The organism is Pedobacter psychrophilus (assembly GCF_001652725.1).
Taxonomy (GTDB): Bacteria; Bacteroidota; Bacteroidia; order Sphingobacteriales; family Sphingobacteriaceae; genus Pseudopedobacter; species Pseudopedobacter psychrophilus.
In genome coordinates this window covers 164234-190046 of sequence record NZ_LWHJ01000027.1, presented here as the reverse complement: position 1 = coordinate 190046, position 25813 = coordinate 164234, and the positions used below count along the sequence as shown (strand labels likewise).

The window sequence follows — 25813 nt, the reverse complement described above, 5'->3', positions numbered from 1 at the left end:
AATATGGATTGTTATCTTAATTAAACACTGTAACATTATTTTTATATTTCTTTAGGGTTCTTTCATGGTTACGTCATCAAATACAGGTGATTATAAAATTTTTATTTAATTTAACATTATGTTATCTCAATTAGACTTACAGAGTGTTTTAGTTTTAGACATTGAAACTGTTCCTCAATACAGATATTTTGATGAGCTTCCCTCCCATCTTCAGAAACTTTGGGATTTAAAAACTACTTATCAACGCAAAAATCAAGAAACGGCTGAAGAGTTTTATGGAAGAGCAGGCATTTGGGCAGAATTTGGAAAAATAATCTGTATTTCTGTAGGTATTTTTGTGAATGATAAAAAGCTACGGATTAAATCATTTTATAGCCATAATGAGACTGATCTATTAATAGAATTTAATCAACTGTTAAGCACCCAACCATCAAACTTGATTATGTGCGCACATAACGGAAAAGAATTTGATTTTCCTTATTTATGCCGAAGAATGTTGATTAGCGGTTTAGAGATTCCGGCTCAATTAAATATTGTAGGTAAAAAGCCTTGGGAGATTAATCATTTAGATACAATGGAACTGTGGAAGTTTGGCGATTATAAAAACTATACATCATTAAATTTACTAGCTGCAATTTTTAATATTCCAACACCAAAAGATGATATTGATGGAAGTATGGTTGGTGAGGTTTATTGGATTGAAAATGACTTAGAGCGCATAAAAACTTACTGCCAGAAAGATGTAATTACAACCGCTCGGCTAATTCAGCGTTTTAAAGGTTTGCCATTTACCACCGATGATGATGTTACCTTTGTAGATTAATGGCTCAATTAACAATCAACAATTTAGAAATTTCTTTTAAATCAGAAGAAAGCCAATTTAAAGCTATAGATCATATCTCATTGCAACTTAATAAAGGTGAGATTATAGGTTTGGTTGGCGAATCAGGTTCTGGGAAATCTGTAACTTCTTTAGCCATTATGAGGTTACTGGAAGCCAACGCTAAAATTACTGGCGAAATATTATTTGATGATAAAAATCTATTAGAGATTCCTGAAAAGGAAATGCAGCAATATAGAGGAAACAAAATTGCCATGATTTTCCAGGAACCCATGACCTCATTAAATCCTTTAATGAAATGTGGAAAGCAAATAACAGAAAGCATCATCCTCCATTTAAAAATAAATAAAAAACAAGCAAAAGAAAAAACTATCCAGCTTTTTGAGGAGGTAAAATTACCAGAGCCGCAAGAAGTTTTCGATGAATATCCCCATCAAATTTCAGGCGGGCAAAAACAAAGGGTAATGATTGCCATGGCTTTGGCTTGTAATCCTCAAATTTTAATCGCCGATGAGCCAACCACAGCTTTAGATGTAACTGTTCAAAAAAACATTATAGAATTATTAAAACGCATCAGGTTAGAAAGAAATATGAGTATGATTTTTATCTCTCATGATTTAGGCGTAATAGGTGAAATTGCAGATAAAATTTTAGTGATGAACAAAGGACAAATTGTGGAGCAAGGAACTGCAAAAGATATTTTCCTTAATCCACAACATCCTTATACTAAAGGTTTACTGGCTTGCAGACCAAATCCAAGGTTGCAGCTTAAAAAATTACCAACCATTTCAGATTTTACATCAGAGAAAAATGGCCAGTTTACTACTAATGCAATAACAATTGAAGACTTACAACAACAATTAAAAGTTGATGATGGTGAAATTTCTCAAAAAAGAAAACTGCTTTATCTGCAACCAAGAATATTAAAAGTTGAAAATTTGAACACATGGTTTCCAAAAAATCAATCATTTTTTGGCAAAGCCGATAATTTTACAAAAGCCGTAAATGATGTAAGTTTTGAAGTTTTTACCGGAGAAACTTTTGGTTTAGTTGGAGAAAGTGGATGCGGAAAAACTACTTTAAGCAGAACGATTTTAAAATTGATTGAGCCTACAAGTGGAAAAATCATATTCAATGAAGTTGATATTTCTAATTTGAATGAAAAAGAAATGCGTCCGTTAAGAAAGGATATTCAAATTATTTTTCAGGATCCATATTCTTCGCTTAATCCAGTAAAAACAATTGGAGAAGCTTTAATTGAGCCTTTAGTAGTTCACAAAATCTTAACTAATTATCAAGAGAGGAAAGACTACATTATTAATTTGATGGAAAAAGTTGGATTAACAGCCCAGCAATTTAACCGTTATCCTCATGAGTTTTCTGGCGGGCAACGACAAAGAATTGTAATTGCAAGAGCATTGGCATTAAAACCTAAACTAATTATTTGCGATGAATGTGTTTCTGCATTAGATGTTTCTGTTCAAGCTCAAGTCATCAATCTTTTAAAAGATTTACAACAAGAATTTAAGCTAACCTATATTTTCATTTCTCATGATATGGCAGTTGTAAAGCATGTTTCTGATAGAATGATGGTAATGAATAATGGACAAATTGAAGAAATTGGTTATCCAGAAGATATTTATCATCATCCTAAAAAAGCTTACACTCAAAAACTGATAAATGCTATCCCAAAAGGGATTTATTAGCAATACCTTTAATTGAAATGAACCCTTATTTGCGCTAACGATTGAAACGGCATCCTTTTATTGCTATAGCCATTTAGCAAATAGCAATAAAAGATATAGTGAAAAGCGTGTAAAAGCGCCCTAATAACAATAATGTTTACACTATTTTTTATGCAAATCATCAATCATTCCTGTAAATGAATTAGGTTGACCGATGCTTTTTATCATTAATTGACTTGCTTGAGTCTTCACAGAATTTACAGTAATGGTATTATTAGCAGAGTTTGTAAAAACACCTGTATTTATATAAGCCAAAGCTGATGCTAAATTTAATTCGCTAACGTCACCAAAATCTTTTGAAACATCATCTGTTTTTGGGGAATCAGGTGTGAAGCCAGCAAAATAATTGCCTTGTCCAGCAGAGTTTGTGCTGAAAAAAGAAGACATATAAACATCAAATTTTGCTATTCTTATTGGGAAAAAACCAACCGGTTTTCCATAAGAGGTAGCTCCAACTGTCTTCACATCTAGGTAAGGTTTTAAACTATTGATCACTAACTCACTTGCAGAAGCTGTGCTGCCAGTTGTGATAAATATTACCTTACTTACATTATTTAATGATCCGGATTTTTCAATCTTAACGGTATTTCCAGCTAAGGAATAGTCATCTTGAAATTGCGTACCTGATGTAATATTACCGGCCTGATCTCTGTTAGGTTGATTTTTAAGAATTGTAGCTTTACCTTGTTGCATAGTAGTGTTGTAGGTTAATGAAAACATTGTTTTTCCATTTATACTATTTGGTGCAATAAGATTAATCATTTGTTGTGCTGTACTGACAAAACCGCCCCCGTTATATCTTAAATCTATTATCAAATTTTCTATGCCTTGAGCTGCAAATTTTGAAAACGCAGTGTTTAAAACAGCTTGAGAATTATCAGAACTAGAAAATCTGGCGTAAGATAAATATCCAACTTTTTTAGTGCCAACGGTTAAAATAGTGTCCTTGTAAATTGGGCTACTGGTGTATTTAGTTTTGTTTACAGTTACGTCAAAAGAGGTTCCATCTGCTCTTTTACCACCAACCGCAATAGTTTGTGCATTATCATCAAAAATACTATTGTTAATAAAATCAACCTCATTGTCAAAATCAGTCCCAAAGGTTCTGCCATTAATTTTATTGATGTAAGATCCTCTTCCGATTCTAAAGCTTGCCAAAGATGAACTTGGAGAAACATATCTTAGATAAACTTTATAATCATTTCTAGAATTTCCAACAGCAGCTAAACCTCCAAAACCGAAATCTTCACCTTTTCCATCTAATCCCACTGACCCTTTTAAATCATTTAAAAAAGTTATTTTACCACTTGCCACTAAATCCTCTATATAAGAATATTTTGGTTTCTTAATCTGTACACCATTTGCATCAGCTATATATTCATAAGGTTTTCCAGTAGTAGGATTAATTTTTAACTGAGTAATAGCATAAAGCTCATCGTTCAAATTTCCCAAAATACTACTTTTTAAAGAATAGCTTCTAGGATTAAAAACGTCATAGCTAGGCAAAGCATCATTCCACAAATAAACTTGTTGTGCATACAAAAAAAGTGAATCTTTAGAAAGCTCATCTCTGGTACCCGATGCTGTAGGTTGAGAGTTTGTATCCGGATTTATAACCTTATCCTTTTTACAAGAAGTGCCTAAAAGAATAAAAGAGAATAATACAAAGGATAATTTAACTATTTTATTCATAGGTTCAATTTTTTTTAGTTAAGAACGAATAAATATAAAAAAAAGTTTTGCTGAAAATTGCACCTTAAATGAATTTCATAAAATCAATTTTAGCAACTTTTGCTAGCTGCTCATCTTCTATATGATTAGAAATAATCATTATCTCATCCTTCTTTAAATTATTTTCTTCAATTAAATATTCTAAAGAGCTTATAAATGGTTTAGGTTCAAATTCATCAGCAAAATAAACTTTTAGGTATTTATCTAAACCATGCCATTCTGTTTGGGTAATTTTATTTAACTGTTGCTGTGGGTTTCCGCTGGTTAACAAATAAATATGTTTTCTGTTGATGGTAAGTTCCTGCAATAATTCTAATGCTTCTTTATACAATAAAAGTTTAAGCGTAAGTTTTGCATTGGTAAATAATAAACTGAGGTTTTCTTTATATTTTGATGCTAAGCCAAAAACTTTAGCTGTTTCATCAAACATCATATATTGCCCATGAACTTCATAACGTTTTGCCATAAAGGCTAACATTTCTTGAGCTGGTGGAAAGGTCTCTAAATACTCTATGAAATTTGCGAATAGATAATAAACCTGTAAATCATAATCTTTTTGAGGAATTAAAACATCATCTAATTCAAATATGAAAACATTTTTATGGCTAGGGATATCCTGATATTTTAACATGATAGTGCAGCGTTTCTTATCCTGAGAATATTCTCACTATCATAATCTACCACAAAAAATCCTACATAATTTTGATTGAATATTATACTTATAATCTTTGCTTGTAAATTGCTGTTGAAATTTTCAAAAAATTTAACTTCTTGGTTTTCGTTAATTAAAATGAATGATTTTTTTATTTCTGAATTGAAAGTATATAATTGAATTATTTCAAAATTAGTATTGTTAAAAAGTTTCCCCATCTGTATAAAAGATATAGATTTTATCTGAATCCAGATATTTGAAAAATCTTTAACATTATCATCAATTGAAATCAAATTCCCTTTTCCTGTTGAGTCTCCCAAAGCAATTTTCTGATTTGGATAATCTAATGAGAGTATTTTAGTAGATAATGAAGCATAACTTTCTGCTTTTGCAGATGGATTATTAAAAATTAAATCATCATTTGATGTCATGATTTTTATATCAAATTCATCAAATAATATTTTCGATTTTCTTAAAGGTGCTAAATCTTCGTGTCTTGTAGGATAAATATGAGTTATAGAATGATCTAAACTAAATTTTAAGATTTCATGTGCTAAAGAAACGCTATCAACTTTCGGAAAATCTATAGATAAATCTCCAAAAACAATTTCAAAATCTTTTAATAAATAGGCTAATTTTCCGCTTGCCTCAGATTGATGGCTTGTAATAAGAATTTTCAATTTTAAAATACTAGTCCGTCTTTCATGGTGATTTTTCTATCGGCCATATTGGCTAAATCTTCATTATGGGTAACAATAATGAAGGTATAGTTAAACTTATCCCTTAAATCAAAAAACAACTGATGTAATTCTTTAGCATGTTGCGAATCTAAATTTCCTGAAGGTTCATCAGCCAAAATTAATGCGGGTTTATTAATCAAAGCCCTAGCAACTGCAACTCTTTGTTGCTCTCCACCAGATAAAGCTGAAGGTTTATGATGCGCTCTATCGCTTAAACCTAAAATTTCCAATAATTCTATAGCTTTCTTTTCAGTCTCAACCTTAGACTTTTTCGCAATATATGCTGGAATGCAAATGTTTTCTAATGCGGTAAACTCGGGCAATAGATGATGAAATTGGAAAATAAAACCAATATTCACATTTCTAAAATTGCTTAAATTTTTAGAGCTTAACGAAGAAATATCAATATCGTTAATAATAATTTCTCCTTTGTCTTGCTTATCTAAAGTACCAATAATATGAAGCAATGTACTTTTACCAGCACCTGATGCTCCAACAATACTTACAATTTCTCCTTTATTAATCGATAAATCAACACCTTTTAATATCTGTAAATCCCCGTAGTTCTTGGTAATATTTATTGCTTTTAGCATATTCAAAATTAAGAAAAGGAATTTGATTAATCTATTTCGATAATCCCACCTTCGCCATCATCACTAATAATTACATCAGCCATTCCAACAAATAAACCATTTTCAACAACTCCGGGAATTGAATTTATCATAGCTGTCAACTCTTTAGGGTTTTTTATCTCTTTAAATTTACAATCGGCAATATAATTCTGATTATCAGTTATAAAAAGTTCGGCATCTTTTTGTCTGAACTTTGGTTCGCAACCTAAAGCTTTAAGCTGATTAATAGTTATCTCTTTGGCAAAAGGAGTAACTTCTACTGGTACTGCAAAGTCCCCTAAAATATCACATCCTTTATCTTTATCAGCAATTATGACATAAAATTCAGTAATTGAGGCAATTATTTTTTCTCTTAGAAGCGCACCACCGCCACCTTTAATCAAATTTTTATGTGTATCATATTCATCTGCACCATCAATGGTAACATCAATTTTTTTCACATCGGCAATATTTAGTAATGGAATGTTTAAGCTAAGTGCCAAATCTTCAGTTGCTTTTGAGGTTGGTACACCAGTAATTCTGAAACCATTTTTAACCATTTCACCAATTTTCATGATAGCAAAGTAGGCTGTTGAGCCAGTTCCTAAGCCTACAATCATATTCTCTTTTATATATTCTGTAGCTTTTTCTCCTACTAATTGTTTTGGATTCATGTTTTACTGATTGATGCTCAAAAATGATATTTATTATCGATTATAAAAAGATTATGTTTCTTAAAAATCTACTTTTCAAAAGTTCTGTAGTAACTTTTCTACCAAAATTGGAACAGCCTTACTCGCTTTCTCCTGAATCTTTATAACTTTATTAGGTAAATTAACCTCAGGAATTTTAGGATCAACAACATAAATAGGAATTTTAGGATTTACATATTGCAATAATCCCGCAGCAGGATAAACTGCTAAAGAACTTCCAATTAAAATCACGATATCTGCCTTTGGCATTTCATGTATTGCTTTGGTAATCATTGGCACATCTTCTCCAAACCAAACCACATGCGGACGTAATTGAGAACCTAACTCACAAAAATCGCCCATCTTAATTTCATGGTTTTCCATTTTGTAAAGCAATGCTGCATTTTTTGAGGAGCGTGAATAAACAATTTCTCCATGTAAATGAATAATTGCTTTTGATCCTGCCTTCTCATGTAAGTCATCTATATTTTGAGTAATGATTAAAGTATCGTATTTATCTTCCAATTTTGCCAATGCTAAATGAGCGGCATTTGGCTTTGCTATCATAACAGTTTTTCTGCGCTCATTGTAAAATTGTTGAACCAATTCTGGATTTTTTCTCCAAGCTTCTGAAGTTGCAACATCTTCAATATTATATCCTTCCCACAATCCATCAGCATCTCTAAATGTATTTAAACCGCTTTCTGCTGAAATTCCAGCTCCTGTTAAAATAATAATTCTCTTTTTCATCATACGGTTTCAAGTTAATAATTATTGATGGGATGAGGTGAAATCATCTGAAAATCGAATTATTTAATTACCGAATTTTTACATATAATTAAATCACATCAGCATTTGCAGGCAAGCTTTTTGCATTTTCTATCTTAGGATATTAAGAACAATTCAAATTTATCATACACGATATTTAACAAAACTATTATATCCTTATCATGTTAATCATATCGTAAACAAAAATTAAATTATGACTCAAGTAAAAGCTTATGCTGCAGAAAAAGCAGACAAACCAGTAGGTCCTTTTAAAATAGATAGACGTGATGTTGGCGAAAACGATGTTGAAATAGAAATTCTATTTTGTGGAGTTTGTCACTCAGATATTCACACTGCAAGAAACGAATGGGGTGGCACAATGTACCCTGTTGTACCAGGACATGAAATTGTAGGTAAAGTATCAAAGATTGGTGATAAGGTTAAAAATCATAAAGTAGGTGATACTGTTGGTGTAGGTTGTTTTGTTGATTCATGCGGGCATTGCGATAATTGCGAAGATGATTTAGAACAATATTGTGAGAACGGTAATTCTCAAACTTATAATTCAAAACTTCAAGACAAGAAGACAATTACTTATGGAGGCTATTCTACCCATATTGTTGTTACAGAAAAGTTTGTCTTAAAAGTTTCTGATAAATTAGATTTAGCGGGAGTTGCACCACTTTTATGTGCAGGTATCACAACTTATTCTCCATTGAAACACTGGAACTGCAAAAAAGGAGATAAAGTTGCAGTTGTTGGTTTAGGAGGATTAGGGCATATGGCGGTAAAATTAGCATCTTCTATGGGTGCAGAAGTAACTATGCTAAGTCGGTCTCCAGAAAAAGAAAAAGACGCAGAAGAATTAGGTGCTCATCATTTTATGTTAACTACTGAAAAAGAAAACATGGAAAAAATGGCTAATTCATTTGATTTAATCATCAATACAGTTTCTGCAAAACATGATTATAATGAATATTTAGCTCTATTGAGAACCAATGGAACTATGGTTTTATTAGGAGTTCCACCAGAAGCCTTACCAGTTGCGGCTCCAAATCTGATCTTTGGAAGAAGAAGTTTAGTAGGTTCTTTAGTTGGAGGAATTAAAGAAACACAAGAAATGCTGGATTACTGTGCTGAACACAATATAGTTTCTGATATAGAAATGATAAATATTGATAAAATCAATGAAGCTTATGAGCGTACTTTAAAAGGTGATGTTCATTATCGTTTTGTAATTGATATGGCATCATTAAAAAATTAAAATTATTAATAAAACAAAAAAGGGAATCGTCTTTATTGACGATTCCCTTTTTTATGAGTTTAATTTTTTAATTATACACCTTAACAATAAAGATGTAATCTTGCATCTTTCTTATTTGAGCTGTTCTGTTTAAGCCAGCTAAAGTATTTTTCTTGTTGATATTTATTTTTTGTTTTAAGGAATCTTGAGGAATATTATCTATAGATTTTAAAACAAAATCTGATTTTACTGCAAATGCAGCACCATCTGCAAGTGTTTGTTTACCACTAACAATACCAATTACATTACCTCTATTATCCATTAATGGCCCTCCAGAATTACCTGGATTTACAGGAATAGAAACTTGATAAGCTGTAGAATCTCCACCAAAACCTGTCGAAGAACTCAAATATCCTTTTCCATAAACTATATCGTCTTTTGGATAACCGATAGTATAAACATCCTCCCCTAATTCTGCATTAGATTTTTTGAACGTATAAGGTAAAGGAGAAAGGTTTTTAAATAATGGATCGATTATTTGTAAAACGGCAATATCATAAGTTGGGTCTATATAAATCGTTTCAGCTTTAAAAGATTCACCTTTACCATTTTGCACATATATAGAATCTGCATCTTTTACAACATGATAATTAGTTACTAAATATCCATTTGATGATAAAGCAAATCCGGTTCCTCCAAACTGACTAATATCCTGAGGCTGATTTGTTGCATTATTTATATTTCTGATTAGTGCCTTTTGAGAACGTTTAATAGTTTCCATATCGCGTTTCAATTCACTATAATTAGAAACGTGGTTTTCACCATCAAACTGACCTGTAAAAAATAAAGTTGATAGAGTAACCAAAACTGCAATACTTGCAGCAACGGCTAAACTTCTCTTAGATTTTTTCCAAAGAGAAACTACTTTAGATGGCTTTTCCTGATATTCAGCTCTAATTGCATCTAAATCAATATCATCATGAATAGTATCCATTGCTGCTTTAAGTTCTTTTTTATCTCCGTAAGATTTTAAAGATTGTAAAAAATTTAAATGCTCAGAAACTTTTTGATCAAATGAAGAATTTTGCTTTCTCTCATTTTCAAAGGCAGATGACTGTTGTGCATCCATCTCCTGAAAAAGGTACGCTTCAATTTCTTTAATTAATTCAATCTCGCTTTTCATATCTTCTCTTTACTAAAAAACAATTTCTTTAACCTTTGCAGGCATTTGTATTTTTGGGTTTTGGCATTATCAGCATTTGTATATCCAAATTTTTCACTGATGTCTTGCATAGACTTATTATGGATATAAAAATCCTCGATAATCGTTTTGCAAGGCTCGCCTAATTGCAATAAGGCTTTATCCATCATTAAAAATTGTTGATCCTTTTCTTCATGATTGGCCAAATCTGGCTCAACTGCGAAATGATCCTCATAATCATTAATGTTTGCATTAAACCTACTTTTATGGTTTAATTTTTTTAGCCATAATCTTCTGCAAACAGAATACAAAAAGGTTTTTAATTTACTTGTTAATTCAAAATCCCCGCTCTTAATTTTATCATGCAGTATAATTATACCTTCTTGATAAATATCTTTTGCATCATCCTCATTTCCGTTATTATTAATGATTAATTGATAAATCATCGGAAAATAAGCCTTATAAAGATATAGAAGCGTTGAAGAAGAATTATTAAGAATTCCTAAAATAATCTCGTTATCTGTTGGCTTAGAATAATTTATCTTACTGCTCACTGTTTAATACTATTTCTGCTAAATTGTAACCCTTAATCCATAAAAAAAAATTAATTATTATTTATTTGGATAATCATCTTAAAAAAGCGTTTTGAGAGTAAATTAATAAAATTTAAAAAAATATTTTTTTTTGGGGTTACGTGGGTTACCTTTTTTAATTTCTGGTATAAACAGCAAATTAATCACAAAATTAAAAAAGAAATTAATATGAAAAACTCATTCAAAATCGGATTTTTTGCTTTAGCATTATCTTTATCAGTTGTTGCTTGTAACTCTAACAAAGCTTCAGACGAAACTGCAGATTCAGCTTCTATGGATTCTATCACTGTTGACACTATGGCTGTTGATACAGTTGCTGGTGATTCTTCAATGGTTATGGTTGATACTACAAAAGCTAATTAATCTTAAATTTAAAGATTTAAAAAACCGCTTTTTTTAAGCGGTTTTTTTTATGCCATAAATTTTCATAATCCTGATAATTTCTTGATTAAATATAAAATAAAGACTCTATAGTTTGTGGTTTAAACCTATAAAATTTTCATTATTTTGAGCTTTCCATTTTATATTTAAAATGCAATTAGAAAAACTTGAAATAAAAGGTTTTAAAAGTTTTGGAGATAAAATTACCATCCATTTTAATGAGGGTGTAACTGCTATTGTTGGTCCAAATGGTTGCGGAAAATCTAATGTTGTTGATGCTATTAGATGGGTTTTAGGAGAGCAAAGCACAAGAATGCTGCGTTCAGAAAAAATGGAAAATATCATTTTTAATGGTACAAAAACTCGTAAGCAAGCAAATCTTGCAGAAGTTTCCCTAACATTTGATAACACAAAAAATATCCTTCCTACTGCATTTTCTCAGGTAACCATTACCAGAAAATTATATCGCACCGGAGAATCAGAATATAGATTAAATGATGTTCAATGTAGGTTAAAAGACATTACAGATTTATTTCTAGATACTGGCATTGGTGCCGATTCATATTCTATTATAGAATTAAAAATGATTGATGAAATCATTTCAAATAAAGAAGGCTCTAGAAGAAATTTATTTGAAGAAGCATCTGGAATATCTAAATATAAATTAAGAAAAAAACAAACATTTGGCCGTTTAAAAGATACAGAAGCAGATTTAAGCAGAGTAGAAGATTTATTATTCGAAATTGATAAAAATCTTAAAACTTTAGAAAATCAGGCAAAAAAAGCGGAACGCTTTTATAAGCTAAAAGAAAAATATAAGATTTTAAGTTTGGTTTTGGCATCTTTTAAAATAGTTGATTTTAGAAAATCTTTGGATGATTTAGACAAACAGGAAGAAAACCAAATACAAGGAAAACACGATCTTTCAGTTAAAATTAATGGCTTAGATGCCTTAATTCAAAAACACAAATTCAATAATCTATCAAGAGAAAAAAACCTGTCAATACAGCAAAAAGCTACAAATGATTTCATTTCTAAAATACGAGCTTATGAAAGTGAAAAGAAAATCAAGAATGAGCAGCTTAAATTCCTTCAAGAAAAAGAAAAAAGATTATTAGAAGAAGTTGATAAAGATAAAAATCAACAAATCCATATCAATTATAATATTAAAAGATTAAACGAAGAACATTTAAAAGAGGAGCAAACCCTAAATCATTTCACTATTTCTTTAAATGAGCTAAGGGAAGAAGTAGAAGAATTAAGATTACAACAGCAATCGGGTAAGGTAAAAGTAGATTTAATACAAAAGGAAAACATCGAATTACAGAACAAACTTTATAAAAACGAAAAAGAATCTGATATATTAAATATCCAACAAGAAGCATTATTACAAGAAAGTAAAAGAAATATTGAAGATTCTAATAATAGGGAAAACGAACTTTCTGAATTTAATAAAGCAATATCAATATTAGAATTAAATAGCTCTGAAAAACAAAGCATTTTAGAAAGTCTTGAAAAACAAGAGGAAAACTTAAAGCATCAAATAGAGGCATTAGAAAAAAATATCTTAAGTGATAAAGAAACGCTAAATCAAAATAGCAGAAAACTAGATGCCAAACAAAACGAATATAATTTGACCAAAAGTATGGTTGATAATTTGGAAGGTTTTCCCGAGTCTATCCGTTTTTTAAAGAAAAATGCTCAATGGAATAAAAATGCTCCGCTCCTTTCAGATATTCTTTTTTGTCAAGAAGAGTATAGAGTAGCAATTGAAAGTTTTTTAGAGAATTTAATGAATTACTATGTGGTGCAAAATTTTGAAGAAGCTATTTTAGCCATCAATCTTTTGAGCAATGCAGCAAGAGGAAAAGCGAATTTTTTTATTTTAGATAGCTTAAAAAAACAGAACAATTTATCTGTAGATATTCCAAAAAACGCTATAAGTGCATTAAATGTAGTCGAGGTAGATAAAAAATATGAAAACCTTTATCAATATTTATTGCAAAACGTTTATTTAGTTGATGATGATGCTTACAGGAATTTAGAAAAAGATTATAATAATGAAATAATCTTGATTGGAAAATCTGGAAAATTCTTTAAAAGTCATCATATTCTATCTGGAGGTTCTGTTGGTTTATTTGAAGGGAAAAGAATTGGAAGAGCTAAAAATTTGGACAGTCTTTTAAAAGAAATCAAATCATTAAATACTACTTCAGAAAAGTTAAAAGAAAAAATTAATGATGAATCCATCAGACTAAACAGTTTAAAATCTGCTTCAAAAATCTCTGAAATACAAAATATTAAAAAGGAATTTAATCTATTACAAAACGAGTTAATATCGGTTAAAACCAAACAAGAACAATACCTTTCTTTTTTACAGAATACTCAAAACCGTAAAAAAGATATTGAGGATAAATTGCTTGGAATTAGCCAGTCTATATTAAAAATCAATCCTCAAATACAAGAACTAAAAACTCAAAAACAGGCTTTAGAAATTCATTATCAAATTGAGAAAATGGCTTTCGCCGAGTTGAGCGAATTTTTGACAGTTAAATCATCGGCGTTTAACGCAGAAAATTTAAAATTTCATCAGCAAAAAAACAAGCTTAGTAGTATTGACAAAGATTTAGAATACAGACAAATTCAATTAGAAACTTTAGAAATTCGTTTGAATAAAAACCAATCAGATTTAGACATTACAAAAGGCAATATTTTAGAAACCGTACAACATACAGATTATGATGATACTGATTTAATTGAAATGTATCAGCAAAAAGAGGAAATGGAAAAAGCGGTTGAAGCTGCAGAAAAAGATTATTATGATAGCAAATTAAAAATTAACGAATTAGAAATAGAATTAAGCAATCTACGTAAAAACAAAGACGTTACTGAACACTTAGCTTCTGAATTAAAAGACAAAAAAACAAATTTAAAAATTGAGTTAAATGGTTTAAAAGAGCGTTTAGCGGTTGAATTTAACATCCAAATAGAAGATATTTTAGATGATGAACCTCCAGAAGATGAAGATGAAACAAGCGTAAAAGAGAATGTAGAAAAGTTTAAGAAACAATTAGATGATTTTGGTGCCATAAACCCTATGGCTATGGAAGCTTATCAAGAAATGGAACAACGCTTCGCTTTTATTAATTCACAAAAGAAAGATCTTTTAGATGCAAAAACATCTTTGTTAGAAACTATTAAAGAGATTGATGATACCGCTAAAGAGAAATTTATGAAAGCTTTTGTTACGGTGAGAGAGAATTTTATGAAAGTTTTTAGATCATTATTTAATGAAGAGGATAGCTGCGATTTAGTTTTAATAAATCCTAGCGCTCCATTAGAATCTGACATTGATATTATTGCAAGACCGAAAGGAAAAAAACCGTTGTCAATTAACCAATTATCCGGAGGTGAAAAAACATTGACCGCAACTGCTTTATTATTTTCTCTCTATTTATTAAAACCCGCTCCATTTTGTATTTTTGATGAGGTTGATGCTCCTTTAGATGATACAAATATTGATAAATTCAATAACATCATCCGTAAATTTTCAAATCAATCTCAATTTATAGTAGTTTCTCATAATAAGAAAACAATTTCTAGTACAGATATCATTTATGGAGTAACCATGGTAGAGCAAGGCGTTTCTAGAGTGGTAGCTGTAGATATGCGAGAAGTTGCATAATTTATGCTGTATGCAAAAAGCTTAAATCGAAATGCAAAAAACAAAAAAAGAGATTGCTTTTTACAATCTCTTTTTTTGTTTTAATTTATTAATAATCTATAATTTACTATTTACATCTAAACAATTTAAATCTTCAAAAGCGCTGGTCAATCTTTTAACAAATTGATCCTCTCCTTTTCTTAACCAAACTCTTGGGTCGTAATATTTTTTATTTGGAGAATCATCTCCATCTGGGCTACCAATCTGTGATTGTAAATAACCTTCTTTAGCTTTATAATAATTTAAAATACCTTCCCAAAATGCCCATTGCATATCTGTATCAATATTCATTTTTATTGCTCCGTAAGAAATTGCTTCTCTAATTTCTTCTTGTGAAGAACCAGAACCACCATGAAAAACAAAATTAATTGGTTTTTCAGCATCTAATTTAAATTTCTCTTTCACATATTTTTGAGAATTATTTAAAATTACAGGTTGTAGTTTTACATTACCTGGTTTATAAACCCCATGTACGTTTCCAAATGCTGCAGCAATCGTAAATTTATCACTAATCTTACTTAATTCTTCATAAGCGTAAGATACTTCTTCTGGTTGTGTGTAAAGTTTAGAAGAATCAACATCAGAATTATCGACACCATCTTCCTCTCCACCTGTAACTCCTAATTCAATTTCTAAAGTCATCCCCATTTTGCTCATGCGTTCTAAATAGCTTTTGCAAATTTCGATGTTCTCTTCAATTGGTTCTTCAGAAAGATCAATCATATGAGAAGAATATAATGGCTTTCCATGCTGAGCAAAATGTTTCTCACTAGCATCCAATAATCCATCTAACCATGGCAACAATTTTTTAGCACAATGGTCAGTATGTAAAATAACAGCAACTCCGTAATGTTCTGCTACTAAATGAACGTGTTGAGCTGCGGAAATACCCCCTAAAATACAAGCTTGTAATTTGTCGTTTTGCAATGATTTACCAGCATAAAACTGTGCCCCACCATTGGATAATTGAACAATAACTGGAGAATTTACAGCTTTTGCCGTTTCCATTACTGCATTTATAGAATCTGTACCTATTATATTAACTGCAGGTAAAGCAAATTGATGCTTTTTTGCCACTTCAAAAAGTTCTTGAACTTGGTCTCCAGTAACTACTCCTTTAAAATCTTTTAAGCTCATTTTTATAATTATTTCTTGGCATCGAAGTTAAAAAAAAATATTAAATGTTAGTTTTTTGATGGTAAAAACATGAATACATGAAATAACTAAATAAGCATTCTGCATTTTTTTTGTTTCTTTGCATACACTATTTTAAAATATGGCTTGGTTTAAAAGAAACACTAAAGGTATCTCTACGCTTACCGAAGAAAAAAAAGAAGCTCCGGATGGTGTTTGGAACAAATGCCCAAATTGTAAAAAAGCACTTCACTATAAAGAACAGGTAGAAAATAAATACGTTTGCCAATATTGCAATTATCACTTAAGAATAGGATCTAAAGAATATTTTGAGGTTTTATTTGATGAAAATAGCTTTGTAGAACTTTTTGGAAACCTAACTTCTGGTGACCCATTACATTTCATTGATAGTAAACCTTACCCAGAAAGATTAGTAGAGAGCATTAAAAAAACAGGATTAAAAGATGCAATAAGATCAGCAATAGGTAAGATTGATAATCAGGATGTAGTAATAGCCTGTATGGATTTTAGCTTTATTGGTGGCTCTATGGGTTCTGTAGTTGGTGAGAAAATTGCCCGTTCTATAGATTATAGCATGAAAAATAAAATCCCTTTCTTAATGATTTCCAAATCTGGTGGTGCAAGGATGATGGAAGCAGCATTTTCATTGATGCAAATGGCCAAAACATCTGCTAAACTAGCTTTGTTAGCACAGGCAAAAATCCCATATATATCTCTACTTACTGATCCAACAACTGGAGGTGTAACTGCTTCTTATGCCATGCTTGGCGATATTAACATTGCCGAACCAGGTGCTTTAATAGGTTTCGCAGGACCAAGAGTTATTAAAGAAACCATAAAAAAAGATTTACCAAAGGGTTTTCAAACCTCAGAATTTGTTTTGGAACATGGTTTTCTGGATTTTATAGTAGATAGAAGAGAAATGAAAACTAAACTTGCGTCTTTTTTAAAAATGATGAATAATTAAATTCTAAATCAAAAAATAAAAATAAAAGGAGTGGACATTGACCACTCCTTTTTTAATTTAACACTAACCAAAACAATTAATACATCAAAATTAATTTCATTTAACAAGTTTACAATACCCAAAAAATGGTATTTTATTCATTTAAAACTTGCATATCATCTTTTGCTTGTTATATTTGCGCATCACAATTTCTATCCAAGAAATTAATAAAGACATGAAAATAAAATTGATCACATTACATCATCTACATCATCACCATTACGGTGTTGCTATATAGTTTGTTTTGTACGTCAAAACTTTTCAATTCTCAATTGTTGTCTTTTATTTATAATCTCAAAAAATCTTGAAAACTTTAAAAATTGCTATACAGAAATCTGGTAGGTTGAATGAAAAATCAGTTGAACTGTTAAAAAATTGTGGCCTTAGTTTCGAAAATTATAAGAGTTCTTTAATATCTACCGTATCAAATTTTCCTTTAGAAATTCTTTTTTTAAGGGATGATGATATTCCAGAATACGTACAAGATGGCATAGCCGATATTGGTTTGGTTGGTGAAAATGTAATTGCCGAAACAAATGTTGAAGTAACTTATTTACAACGACTTGGATTTGGAAAATGTACTTTAAAAATTGCAGTTCCTAAAGACAGTAATTATAAAAATATTGCTGATTTAGACGGAAAGGCAATTGCCACCTCCTACCCTGTCATTCTTCAAAATTTTTTAGACAAAGAAAACATCAAGGCTGATGTAAAAACCATCTCTGGTTCTGTAGAAATTGCTCCGGGCTTGGGTTTAGCTGATGCGATTTTTGATATAGTTTCTACAGGTGGAACTTTACGTAGCAATGGATTAATGCCATTTGCAGATGTAATGAAATCTGAGGCAATTTTAATTGGAAGAAAAGGCGAAGAAAACAATCCATTAATACTAGAATTGTTGCAACGCATACAATCTGTAATGCGAGCTAAAGAAACCAAGTATGTGGTATTAAACGTGGCAAAAGTCAATTTAGATAAAATTTTAGCTTTACTTCCGGGCGTTAAAAGTCCATCTGTTTTGCCTTTGGCAGAAGATGGATGGGTAGCGGTTCATACTGTAATTCCAGAACGTGATTTTTGGAGCCATATTAATGAATTAAAAGCTGCTGGCGCTCAAGGAATTGTAGTAATGCCTATTGAGAAGATTATTTTGTAGTTGGTTAGATGGTTGGTTTGTTAGGTGGTTAGAAATATCGCCACAGTCTAACAAACTAACTAACTAATTTCTAACAAACTAGAAAGATGAAGATATATAACTATCAAAATTTAAGCAAAGCTGATATTCAAAAGCTGATTTCGCGTAATGTGGATTCGGGAAATGAAATTAGAGAAAAAGTGCAACAAATTATTGCCGAGGTAAAAACCAATGGCGATGCTGCATTAAAAAACTTTGCTTTACAATTCGACAAAGTTGAATTGCCTTCTTTATTTATCGAGAAAAATAAAATTGATCAATTGGCAAATGGCATTTCTGAAGAGGTAAAACAAGCCATAAATGTGGCTTATAGCAACATCAAAAAATTTCACGAATCACAAATCTCTAAAGAACAAAAATTAGAAACTACAACTGGGGTAACTTGTTGGAGAGAATCACGAGCCATTGAACGTGTAGGTTTATATATTCCAGGTGGAACGGCTGTACTTCCTAGTACATTTTTAATGTTAGGTATTCCTGCAAAAATTGCCGGATGTAAAGAAATTGTTGTTTGCTCCCCTCCCCAAAAAAGTGGAGAAGTTAATGGATATTTAGCATATGTAGCTCAATTATTAGAAATCGATAAAATATATTTAGTAGGCGGAGCTCAAGCTGTTGCTGCAATGGCTTATGGAACTGAAAGCATTCCTAAAGTAGATAAAATTTTCGGTCCTGGGAATCAGTATGTTACCATGGCAAAAACGTTGGTGCAATCTACAACTAATACCGCAATTGATATGCCTGCTGGTCCATCAGAAGTTTTAGTAATTGCAGATGAAACCGCAAATCCAGTTTTTGTAGCTGCCGATTTATTGGCACAATGTGAACATGGCGTAGATAGCCAAGCTGTTTTGGTATCTACTTCAAAAAAAATCATCGACCAAACATTAACTGAGTTAGATAAACAGCTTGAAATATTGCCTCGAAAAGAAATCGCTGCTAAAGCAATAGAAAACTCTTATTCTGTTTTGGTAAAAGACCTAGAAGAAGCAATGATTTTTAGTAATGAAAATGCTCCCGAACACTTAATATTAGCAACTGATAGCTGGAAAACTATAACAGATAAAATTATAAATGCGGGTTCTGTATTTGCAGGCAATTTAACTCCTGAAAGTGCTGGGGATTATGCAAGTGGTACAAACCATACTTTACCAACAAGTGCTTATGCCCGTTCTTATTCTGGAGTTTCCTTAGATTCTTTCATTAAAAAAATTACTTTTCAGCATATTAATGAAATGGGGATAAAAAACTTAGGTCCAACAATTGAGACTTTGGCTGAAATAGAAGGATTACAAGCTCATAAAAATGCGGTGAGTTTGAGACTTGCTGAGATAAAAGAATAAAAAGCAAAGATTGAAGATTTAGAAAGAGCGATTTAGACTAATAAACTATTTCAACTAATGAACTTAATGAACTCAAAATCATGTTTGAATTAAATACCATTATTCGACCAAATATAAAATCCCTTAAACCTTATTCATCCGCAAGGGACGAATTTAAGGGCGAAGCTTCTGTATATTTAGATGCCAACGAAAATGCGTTTGGTTCTCCATTATCTACAAATTACCATCGCTATCCTGATCCTATGGCTTATGCTGTTAAGATGCGATTAAGTGAAATAAAAGGAGTTCCTGCTAGAAATATTTTTTTAGGAAATGGAAGTGATGAGGCGATTGATATTTTATTTAGAAGTTTTTGCAATCCAGGCGTTGACAATGTGATCATTGTACCGCCAACATATGGCATGTACGAAGTTTCTGCAAATATCAATGATGTGGAAATTAAGCGAATAAATCTTACCGAAGAATATCAGTTAAATTTAGAAGGCATAGCCGAAGCAATAGATAAAAACACTAAACTAATTTTTATTTGCTCACCAAATAACCCAACTGGAAATTCTATTAATCGGGAGGATATTGAAACTTTACTGGCAAACTTTAACGGAATTGTTGTGGTTGACGAAGCTTATATCAACTTCTCTCGACAAAAAACTTTTATCCAGGAATTAACTGAGTATGCTAATTTGGTGGTTTTACAAACATTGTCAAAAGCTTGGGGATTAGCCGCTTTAAGAGTTGGGATGGCTTTTGCAAGTGAAGAAATTATCGAGGTTTTTAATCGTGTTAAACCTCCTTATAACATTAATGAGGCTTCTCAGCAATTGGCTTTGGAGGCATTGCAAAATGTAGAGAAAATTAACAACTGGATTAAAGAAATTTTGAAGGAAAGAGATACTTTAGTTTTAGCATTAAAAAGTTTTGATTTTGTAATTGATATTTACCCATCAGATGCTAATTTTATTTTAGTTAAAACTGCTGATGCAGATGGCATTTACAAATATTTAACAGAGCAGGGAATTATAGTTAGAAATAGAAACAAAATAAAGCTTTGCGAAGGATGTTTAAGGATTACTGTGGGCACATTTGAGGAGAATCAAGCCTTAATCAACAGTCTTAAAAAATTGAAAAATGATTAAATTATTATTTATAGATAGAGATGGCACTTTAATTCTTGAGCCAGAAGATGAACAAATTGATTCTTTTCAAAAATTGGTTTTCTATCCAGGTGCCATCACTAATTTGTCTAAAATAGCTAAAGAAGCTGATTTTGAATTGGTAATGGTAACTAATCAAGATGGATTGGGAACATCATCGCACCCAGAAGAAAATTTTTGGCCAGTTCAAAATTTCATCATACAAACTTTAGAAAATGAAGGCATTCGCTTTAACGAAATAATTATTGATAAAACTTTTGCAAAAGATAATGTTCCTACTCGTAAGCCTGGAACTGCTTTATTAACTCATTATTTTGATAAAGAAAAATATGATCTAGCAAATTCTTTTGTGATTGGTGATCGATTAAACGATGTTGTTTTAGCTAAAAACTTGGGAGCAAAAGCAATTTGGTTAAATAACAATCCAGATTTAGGTGCTGCAGAAATTCAAAACAAAATAGATAATGTTGATGAAGTTTTAGCTATTCAAACTTCCGACTGGGATGAAATTTATCGTTTTTTAAAAGTTAGAGACCGTAAAATTGAGCATATCAGAAAAACTAACGAAACCGACATCCTCATCAAAATAAACCTTGACGGAAAAGGAAATTCTAATATTAAAACTGGATTAAATTTTTTCGATCACATGTTGGATCAAATTGCCCGTCATGGTGGTATTGATTTGACGGTGCATACTAAAGGTGATTTACATATCGATGAACATCATACAATTGAAGATACAGGAATTGCTTTAGGAGAAGCTTTTGCTTTGGCTTTAGCCGATAAAAAAGGGATCGAAAGATATGGTTTTTGTTTACCAATGGACGATTGCCTAGCACAAATTGCTATAGATTTTGGTGGTAGAAACTGGATTGTTTGGGATGCAGAATTTAAACGAGAAAAAGTTGGCGATATGCCAACAGAAATGTTTTATCATTTCTTTAAATCATTTTCAGATGCTTCAAAATCTAACTTAAATATTAAGGTAGAAGGCGATAACGAGCATCATAAAATAGAAGCAATTTTTAAAGCATTTGCAAAGGCAATTAAAATGGCAGTAAAACGAGATATAAATAATATGCGTTTACCAAGTACAAAAGGGCTGTTGTAAAACATTTTAAAGAACAAAGAACAAAGAGCAAAGAATAAAGACTTCCTATAATCCTTATTCTTTGTTCTTTTATCTAAAAAAAATGACAGGAATAGTTAATTACGGAGCTGGGAATATTTTCTCTTTAACTGCTGCATTAGAGCGATTGAATTTAGAATATGGAATGATTAATTCTGAATCTGATTTCGATTTGTATGAGCGGATTATTATTCCTGGTGTTGGACATGCTGGTGCTGCAATGAAGAAACTGATAGATACTGGGTTAGTTCCTAAAATAAAAAGCCTTACTAAACCTGTTTTAGGTATTTGTGTTGGAATGCAATTGATAACTGATTTTTCTGAAGAAGGAAATTCTGAAATGTTAGGTATTATTCCTGTTAAAACCTTAAAATTTAAAGAAGACATTTCAAAAAAAGTTCCTCATATGGGTTGGAACCAAATATTTGTTCAAAATGAAAATCTTCTGTTTGCAGGTATTGCAGATGAAACGTATTTTTATTTTGTTCACTCCTATTATATAGAATTTAATTCTAAATTTACCATTTCGTACTGTAATTACGGAACAAAATTTTCTGCCAGTATAAAAAAAAATAACTTTTATGGAGTACAGTTTCACCCAGAAAAATCTGGTGAAGCTGGTGAAAAACTACTTCAAAATTTTGCACACTTAAAAATTTAAAATGTACATAATTCCTGCCGTTGATGTTTTAAACCAAAAAATTGTCCGTTTAGTAGAAGGCGATTATAACCAAGTTACACAATATGAAGTTTCTTTAGAAGAGCAAATAGAAACTTATCAATCTAACGGGACAGAATTTGTTCATATTATAGATTTAAATGGTGCCAAAGGCGATTTTAGCAATCAAAAATATCTATTTGATATCATCAAAAAAACCGATATGAAAGTTCAATACGGTGGCGGTGTTAGAAGTATTGATAAAGTTAAGGAATTAATTGACGCTGGGATTCACCGAGTTATTGTTGGTACACAAGCTATTACAAATCCAACTTTCTTAGAAGAATTAGGAAATGAAATGTGTAATAAAACCAAATGTAGTGATCAGGTGGTTGTGGCTGTTGATGTTTTGGATGAAGTAATCAAATATTCTGGCTGGATGGAAAGTTCTCCAATCAAGTTGATGGATTATATTGATAAGTGCTTAAATCTTGGCTTTTATAGGTTTTTATGTACAGATATTAATAAGGATGGAAAATTAGGCGGAGCTGGAGTTGATTTATATAAAAAACTTTTATCTCATTCTCCATTTATCAAATTAATAGCTTCAGGTGGTATTAGTTCTATGAATGATATTGAAGAGTTAAATGAGTTTAAAATAGAATCTTGTGTGGTTGGAAAAGCAATTTATGAGAACAGGATTTCCATTGAAGAAATTAAAAACTGGAATTTAATGCAATTATCTTCCATATAAAATTAAAACCCCTAACCCCTTAAGGGAAATTAGATTGGCGACTATTAAGATTTTATAATCTATGAAAAAGGAAAATATGTTTTGTGGTGCCAATAGAATTATATTCCAAAATGCTAAAGAATTAAGAGGTAGAGAAACCGAAGCGGAAAAAATTTTATGGGGATATTTAAGCGGAAACCAGTTAGGTTGTAAATTTAGAAGACAACATCCTTTATTAAATTATATTGCTGATTTTTATTGTCATCAACATAAATTAATTATCGAATTAGATGGAAGTATTCATAACCTTCCTGAAATTTTAGAAAATGATAATGTAAGACAAATTGAATTAGAAAATTTAGGATTAAAAGTAATTAGGTTTACTAATAATGAGGTTTTTAAAAACATTGAGAAAGTATTGAAAGCAATAAAAGAAGCCATGCAATCCCCCTTTAGGGGGTTGGGGGGTTTAGCTAAACGTATAATTCCATGTTTAGACGTAAAAGACGGACGTACAGTTAAAGGAGTCAATTTTGTGGATTTACGTGATGCTGGTGATCCTGTTGAATTGGCTTGGCAATATTCGCAGCAAGGTGCGGATGAGTTGGTTTTTTTGGATATAACAGCTACTCATGAAAAAAGAAAAACCACAATTGAAATGGTAAAATCTGTTGCAAGACAAATCAATATTCCTTTCACAATAGGTGGTGGTATTTCAGAATTAAAAGATGCAGAAGCCTTATTAAATGCTGGAGCAGATAAAATTTCAATTAATTCTGCTGCTGTAAGAAGACCACAATTAATCAATGAATTGGCAGATGCTTTTGGAGTTCAGTTTGTGGTTTTAGCAGTTGATACAAAGAATTTGCCTAATGGCGATTTTGTCCACTTAAACGGTGGCAGAATTGCTACCGAATTGCAAACACAACATTGGATTAAGGAAGCAGAAGAACGTGGTACAGGAGAAATATTATTAACATCAATGGATAAAGATGGTACTAAATCTGGTTTTGATAATATCCTTTTAAAGCAAATAAATGAAATGGTTTCCGTTCCTGTTATTGCATCTGGAGGAGCTGGCTCTAGTCAGGATTTTATTGATGTTTTCCAAAAAACCAATATAGATGCAGCTTTAGCAGCTTCGGTTTTCCATTATGGCGAGATTTTGATACCTGAATTGAAAGCGTTATTGAAGAACAATCAAATTGAAATAAGGATTTAATTTTTATCTTTAAACATGGAAACATTCACTGTAGAACTTATAAACCCAAAAGCGAAGAAGTTGTTACAAGATTTAGCGGATATGGATATAATCATCTTAAAAGAAAATCCAAATAAAGAAGTAGATGAAGAAGGATGGAATTTATTAAGCAAAGAACAGCAGATAGGAATTTTTGAAGCTTTAGAATCAATAAAACAAGGCAAAGGAATTCCTCATCATGATGTAATGTCAATGGTTAAGAATAAATTAAATAATGTATAATGAAATAATTTGGTCTCCAGAATCAAAAGAAGATTTATCAAATTTATTAGATTATCTTATTTCAGAATGGAATTTAAATATCGCCGAAGATTTTGTTCAAGATTTAAATTATCATATCAATAAAATCCAAAACAATCCTAAATTATATCCAATCATTTATAAGAATAATGGAATTAGACAATGTGTTATTACAAAGCATAATAGTTTACTATATAATATGATGGATAAAGATATTTTCATTTTAAGAGTTTTTGATACTCGCCAAAACCCAAACAAATTAAAATTTCCAAAACAGTGAATATAGATTTTACAAAAAGCAACGGATTAGTGCCTGTGATTATTCAGGATGAACAAACTTTAGAAGTTTTGATGTTAGGCTACATGAATGAAGAAGCTTATCAAAAAACCGAAGAAGAAAAGAAAGTAACTTTTTTCTCTCGTACTAAAAATCGCTTATGGACAAAAGGAGAAGAAAGTGGTAATTTCTTAAATGTAATATCAATCGCTTTAGACTGTGATAATGATACTATATTAATTAAAGTAAATCCGGTTGGACCAACTTGCCATAAAGGCACAAGAAGTTGTTTTGATACTGGTTACAATCATAATTTTATCTTCCAGCTTGAAAACATCATTAAAGACAGATATGAAAATCCTACCGCTAAATCTTATGTAAATAGTTTAAGAGAAAAAGGATTAAATAAAATTGCTCAGAAAGTTGGTGAAGAAGGAGTAGAAACTGTTATTGCTGCTTTGGCGGAAACTGAAATAGATTTAATTAATGAATCTTCTGATTTAGTTTTTCATCTATTGGTTTTATTAAAAGAAAAAAACTTGACCTTAGCTGATATTGCTAAGAATTTAGAATCAAGACATCAGTAAATAAATAAGTAGATTATAATTTACCGAAATCTGTTGTTGAATAGAAGCGTTAACAATAAAAGCGGCATCCTTTTTTTGCGTTTTCAGCAAAAAAAAGATATAGCTGATAGCGTGTTAAAACGCCCAAATTATTTAAACACAGATTTATAAAAAACA

25 protein-coding genes and 1 pseudogene are annotated in these 25813 nt (G+C 30.9%); 17 read left to right on the top strand and 9 right to left on the bottom strand.

The features are described from left to right. The first annotated feature begins 118 nt into the window (after window positions 1-118). Both A5893_RS09335 and A5893_RS09330 read left to right on the top strand, forming a co-directional pair. On the top strand, window positions 119-823 hold the full coding sequence (locus tag A5893_RS09335) for a 3'-5' exonuclease (RefSeq protein ID WP_068822299.1): 705 nt from the start codon (window positions 119-121) through the stop codon (window positions 821-823). After that, window positions 823-2547 carry an ABC transporter ATP-binding protein gene (locus tag A5893_RS09330; protein WP_068822298.1) on the top strand — a complete coding sequence of 575 codons (1725 nt, stop codon included), beginning with the start codon at window positions 823-825 and terminating at the stop codon, window positions 2545-2547. The genes A5893_RS09335 and A5893_RS09330 overlap by 1 nt, the downstream gene beginning before the upstream one ends. Window positions 2548-2688: 141 nt before the next feature. On the opposite strand, the gene A5893_RS09325 is transcribed toward A5893_RS09330, so the two are convergent. From A5893_RS09325 to A5893_RS09300, 6 genes are all read right to left on the bottom strand, one after another. Beyond that, window positions 2689-4278 (bottom strand): S41 family peptidase, encoded by a 1590-nt coding sequence (locus tag A5893_RS09325; protein ID WP_068822297.1) that lies wholly within the window; start codon window positions 4276-4278, stop codon window positions 2689-2691. Between the two features lie 64 nt (window positions 4279-4342). Further along, the gene (locus tag A5893_RS09320) at window positions 4343-4948 is read right to left on the bottom strand and encodes an HAD hydrolase-like protein (RefSeq protein ID WP_068822296.1); all 606 of its coding nucleotides are present in this window, start codon (window positions 4946-4948) and stop codon (window positions 4343-4345) included. Beyond that, on the bottom strand, window positions 4942-5649 hold the full coding sequence (locus A5893_RS09315) for a hypothetical protein (RefSeq protein ID WP_068822295.1): 708 nt from the start codon (window positions 5647-5649) through the stop codon (window positions 4942-4944). The genes A5893_RS09320 and A5893_RS09315 overlap by 7 nt, the downstream gene beginning before the upstream one ends. Before the next feature lie 2 nt (window positions 5650-5651). Further along, entirely contained in the window at window positions 5652-6302 is a 651-nt protein-coding gene (locus tag A5893_RS09310; protein WP_068822294.1) for an ABC transporter ATP-binding protein, read from the bottom strand. Between the two features lie 26 nt (window positions 6303-6328). Beyond that, window positions 6329-6994 carry a ribose-5-phosphate isomerase RpiA gene (rpiA, locus tag A5893_RS09305; RefSeq protein ID WP_068822293.1) on the bottom strand — a complete coding sequence of 222 codons (666 nt, stop codon included), beginning with the start codon at window positions 6992-6994 and terminating at the stop codon, window positions 6329-6331. A gap of 75 nt (window positions 6995-7069) precedes the next feature. Further along, window positions 7070-7762, bottom strand: coding sequence for an SIR2 family NAD-dependent protein deacylase (locus A5893_RS09300; protein WP_068822292.1), 693 nt, complete (start codon window positions 7760-7762; stop codon window positions 7070-7072). A gap of 232 nt (window positions 7763-7994) precedes the next feature. Between A5893_RS09300 and A5893_RS09295 the strand changes: the two genes are divergently transcribed. After that, window positions 7995-9044, top strand: a complete 1050-nt coding sequence (locus tag A5893_RS09295) for an NAD(P)-dependent alcohol dehydrogenase (protein WP_068822291.1) — start codon at window positions 7995-7997, stop codon at window positions 9042-9044. Window positions 9045-9111: 67 nt separating this feature from the next. Here the strand turns inward: A5893_RS09295 and A5893_RS09290 are convergent, their stop codons facing one another. Both A5893_RS09290 and A5893_RS09285 read right to left on the bottom strand, forming a co-directional pair. Continuing rightward, entirely contained in the window at window positions 9112-10206 is a 1095-nt protein-coding gene (locus A5893_RS09290; protein WP_068822290.1) for a S1C family serine protease, read from the bottom strand. Next, on the bottom strand, window positions 10203-10778 hold the full coding sequence (locus A5893_RS09285) for an RNA polymerase sigma factor (RefSeq protein WP_068822289.1): 576 nt from the start codon (window positions 10776-10778) through the stop codon (window positions 10203-10205). The genes A5893_RS09290 and A5893_RS09285 overlap by 4 nt, the downstream gene beginning before the upstream one ends. A 207-nt stretch (window positions 10779-10985) precedes the next feature. Here A5893_RS09285 and A5893_RS09280 point away from each other — a divergent pair, with 207 nt between their 5' ends. Next, on the top strand, window positions 10986-11180 hold the full coding sequence (locus A5893_RS09280; RefSeq protein WP_068822288.1) for a hypothetical protein: 195 nt from the start codon (window positions 10986-10988) through the stop codon (window positions 11178-11180). 169 nt (window positions 11181-11349) lie between these two features. Next, window positions 11350-14883, top strand: coding sequence for a chromosome segregation protein SMC (smc, locus tag A5893_RS09275; protein WP_068822287.1), 3534 nt, complete (start codon window positions 11350-11352; stop codon window positions 14881-14883). A gap of 96 nt (window positions 14884-14979) precedes the next feature. On the opposite strand, the gene fbaA is transcribed toward smc, so the two are convergent. Next, window positions 14980-16059: a class II fructose-bisphosphate aldolase gene (gene fbaA / locus A5893_RS09270; protein ID WP_068822286.1), complete on the bottom strand. Its 1080-nt coding sequence runs from the start codon at window positions 16057-16059 to the stop codon at window positions 14980-14982. A 139-nt stretch (window positions 16060-16198) separates the two neighbouring features. Here fbaA and accD point away from each other — a divergent pair, with 139 nt between their 5' ends. The 12 genes and pseudogenes from accD (at window position 16199) to hisIE (ending at window position 25657) form a co-directional block, all read left to right on the top strand. Continuing rightward, entirely contained in the window at window positions 16199-17044 is an 846-nt protein-coding gene (gene accD, locus A5893_RS09265) for an acetyl-CoA carboxylase, carboxyltransferase subunit beta (protein WP_068822285.1), read from the top strand. A gap of 343 nt (window positions 17045-17387) precedes the next feature. Next, on the top strand, window positions 17388-18239 hold the full coding sequence (hisG, locus tag A5893_RS09260; protein WP_068822284.1) for an ATP phosphoribosyltransferase: 852 nt from the start codon (window positions 17388-17390) through the stop codon (window positions 18237-18239). Between the two features lie 86 nt (window positions 18240-18325). Then, window positions 18326-19621 (top strand): histidinol dehydrogenase, encoded by a 1296-nt coding sequence (gene hisD / locus A5893_RS09255; protein WP_068822283.1) that lies wholly within the window; start codon window positions 18326-18328, stop codon window positions 19619-19621. 80 nt (window positions 19622-19701) lie between these two features. Further along, entirely contained in the window at window positions 19702-20754 is a 1053-nt protein-coding gene (hisC, locus tag A5893_RS09250) for a histidinol-phosphate transaminase (protein ID WP_068822282.1), read from the top strand. Continuing rightward, on the top strand, window positions 20747-21883 hold the full coding sequence (gene hisB, locus A5893_RS09245) for a bifunctional histidinol-phosphatase/imidazoleglycerol-phosphate dehydratase HisB (RefSeq protein WP_068822281.1): 1137 nt from the start codon (window positions 20747-20749) through the stop codon (window positions 21881-21883). The genes hisC and hisB overlap by 8 nt, the downstream gene beginning before the upstream one ends. An 82-nt stretch (window positions 21884-21965) precedes the next feature. After that, on the top strand, window positions 21966-22562 hold the full coding sequence (gene hisH, locus A5893_RS09240; RefSeq protein ID WP_068822280.1) for an imidazole glycerol phosphate synthase subunit HisH: 597 nt from the start codon (window positions 21966-21968) through the stop codon (window positions 22560-22562). 1 nt (window position 22563) lies between these two features. Beyond that, window positions 22564-23313, top strand: coding sequence for a 1-(5-phosphoribosyl)-5-[(5-phosphoribosylamino)methylideneamino]imidazole-4-carboxamide isomerase (locus tag A5893_RS09235; RefSeq protein WP_068822279.1), 750 nt, complete (start codon window positions 22564-22566; stop codon window positions 23311-23313). A gap of 61 nt (window positions 23314-23374) precedes the next feature. After that, window positions 23375-23722, top strand: a pseudogene (locus A5893_RS18070) (endonuclease domain-containing protein); the annotation flags it as partial. A gap of 9 nt (window positions 23723-23731) precedes the next feature. Then, a complete protein-coding gene (gene hisF / locus A5893_RS09230) occupies window positions 23732-24514 on the top strand; it encodes an imidazole glycerol phosphate synthase subunit HisF (protein WP_068822550.1) in 783 nt (260 codons plus the stop codon). Window positions 24515-24529: 15 nt separating this feature from the next. Then, a complete protein-coding gene (locus A5893_RS09225) occupies window positions 24530-24775 on the top strand; it encodes a hypothetical protein (protein ID WP_068822278.1) in 246 nt (81 codons plus the stop codon). Then, entirely contained in the window at window positions 24768-25073 is a 306-nt protein-coding gene (locus A5893_RS09220; RefSeq protein WP_068822277.1) for a type II toxin-antitoxin system RelE/ParE family toxin, read from the top strand. The genes A5893_RS09225 and A5893_RS09220 overlap by 8 nt, the downstream gene beginning before the upstream one ends. Beyond that, a complete protein-coding gene (gene hisIE / locus A5893_RS09215; protein ID WP_068822276.1) occupies window positions 25070-25657 on the top strand; it encodes a bifunctional phosphoribosyl-AMP cyclohydrolase/phosphoribosyl-ATP diphosphatase HisIE in 588 nt (195 codons plus the stop codon). Before A5893_RS09220 ends, hisIE begins: the two co-directional genes overlap by 4 nt. Window positions 25658-25813 lie beyond the last annotated feature (156 nt).

Bases quoted from the DNA above. Each gene is read 5' to 3' on its own strand.
- rpiA (WP_068822293.1), bottom strand. From the start codon at position 6,994: ATGAATCCAAAACAATTAGTAGGAGAAAAAGCTACAGAATATATAAAA.
- A5893_RS09300 (WP_068822292.1), bottom strand. From the start codon at position 7,762: ATGAAAAAGAGAATTATTATTTTAACAGGAGCTGGAATTTCAGCAGAA.
- hisH (WP_068822280.1), top strand. From the start codon at position 21,966: ATGACAGGAATAGTTAATTACGGAGCTGGGAATATTTTCTCTTTAACT.
- A5893_RS09225 (WP_068822278.1), top strand. From the start codon at position 24,530: ATGGAAACATTCACTGTAGAACTTATAAACCCAAAAGCGAAGAAGTTG.
- A5893_RS09220 (WP_068822277.1), top strand. From the start codon at position 24,768: ATGTATAATGAAATAATTTGGTCTCCAGAATCAAAAGAAGATTTATCA.
- hisC (WP_068822282.1), top strand. From the start codon at position 19,702: ATGTTTGAATTAAATACCATTATTCGACCAAATATAAAATCCCTTAAA.
- hisB (WP_068822281.1), top strand. From the start codon at position 20,747: ATGATTAAATTATTATTTATAGATAGAGATGGCACTTTAATTCTTGAG.
- hisF (WP_068822550.1), top strand. From the start codon at position 23,732: ATGCAATCCCCCTTTAGGGGGTTGGGGGGTTTAGCTAAACGTATAATT.
- A5893_RS09235 (WP_068822279.1), top strand. From the start codon at position 22,564: ATGTACATAATTCCTGCCGTTGATGTTTTAAACCAAAAAATTGTCCGT.
- A5893_RS09290 (WP_068822290.1), bottom strand. From the start codon at position 10,206: ATGAAAAGCGAGATTGAATTAATTAAAGAAATTGAAGCGTACCTTTTT.
- smc (WP_068822287.1), top strand. From the start codon at position 11,350: ATGCAATTAGAAAAACTTGAAATAAAAGGTTTTAAAAGTTTTGGAGAT.
- accD (WP_068822285.1), top strand. From the start codon at position 16,199: ATGGCTTGGTTTAAAAGAAACACTAAAGGTATCTCTACGCTTACCGAA.
- A5893_RS09330 (WP_068822298.1), top strand. From the start codon at position 823: ATGGCTCAATTAACAATCAACAATTTAGAAATTTCTTTTAAATCAGAA.
- A5893_RS09280 (WP_068822288.1), top strand. From the start codon at position 10,986: ATGAAAAACTCATTCAAAATCGGATTTTTTGCTTTAGCATTATCTTTA.
- A5893_RS09295 (WP_068822291.1), top strand. From the start codon at position 7,995: ATGACTCAAGTAAAAGCTTATGCTGCAGAAAAAGCAGACAAACCAGTA.
- fbaA (WP_068822286.1), bottom strand. From the start codon at position 16,059: ATGAGCTTAAAAGATTTTAAAGGAGTAGTTACTGGAGACCAAGTTCAA.
- A5893_RS09320 (WP_068822296.1), bottom strand. From the start codon at position 4,948: ATGTTAAAATATCAGGATATCCCTAGCCATAAAAATGTTTTCATATTT.
- A5893_RS09325 (WP_068822297.1), bottom strand. From the start codon at position 4,278: ATGAATAAAATAGTTAAATTATCCTTTGTATTATTCTCTTTTATTCTT.
- A5893_RS09310 (WP_068822294.1), bottom strand. From the start codon at position 6,302: ATGCTAAAAGCAATAAATATTACCAAGAACTACGGGGATTTACAGATA.
- A5893_RS09335 (WP_068822299.1), top strand. From the start codon at position 119: ATGTTATCTCAATTAGACTTACAGAGTGTTTTAGTTTTAGACATTGAA.
- hisD (WP_068822283.1), top strand. From the start codon at position 18,326: ATGAAGATATATAACTATCAAAATTTAAGCAAAGCTGATATTCAAAAG.